At 67.6% G+C, this 253-nt stretch carries 1 pseudogene; it reads left to right on the top strand.

The annotated features are described in order from the left end of the window. Positions 1-137 precede the first annotated feature (137 nt). Positions 138-253: pseudogene (locus CR165_RS24335) on the top strand (IS66 family transposase); the annotation flags it as partial.

Raw genomic sequence — 253 nt, 5'->3', positions numbered from 1 at the left:
GCACCGGAGGTGATCATGCCGGAAAGGGCCAGACCCGTGCCCCACCCCGGTTCCAATGGCTCATCGCCGCCGCCTCTGACCATGCTCCACTAAAATCTTGCCCGGACCAGTTGATGGGGGCTGGTCAGGCGCTGGCCGGGGAGGTGACGCTGGCGTTCTGCTGGGCGCATGTGCGGCGCGGGTTCTTTGACCTGGTCAAGGGCGGCGCGGCGCCGATTGCCAGCGAAGCCTTGCAGCGCATCGCCGCCCTCTA

This window comes from Teichococcus aestuarii (assembly GCF_003116135.1).
Classification (GTDB): domain Bacteria; phylum Pseudomonadota; class Alphaproteobacteria; order Acetobacterales; family Acetobacteraceae; genus Pseudoroseomonas; species Pseudoroseomonas aestuarii.
The sequence above is the reverse complement of the archived record's forward strand: the minus strand, read 5'-3'. Positions and strand labels throughout refer to the sequence as shown.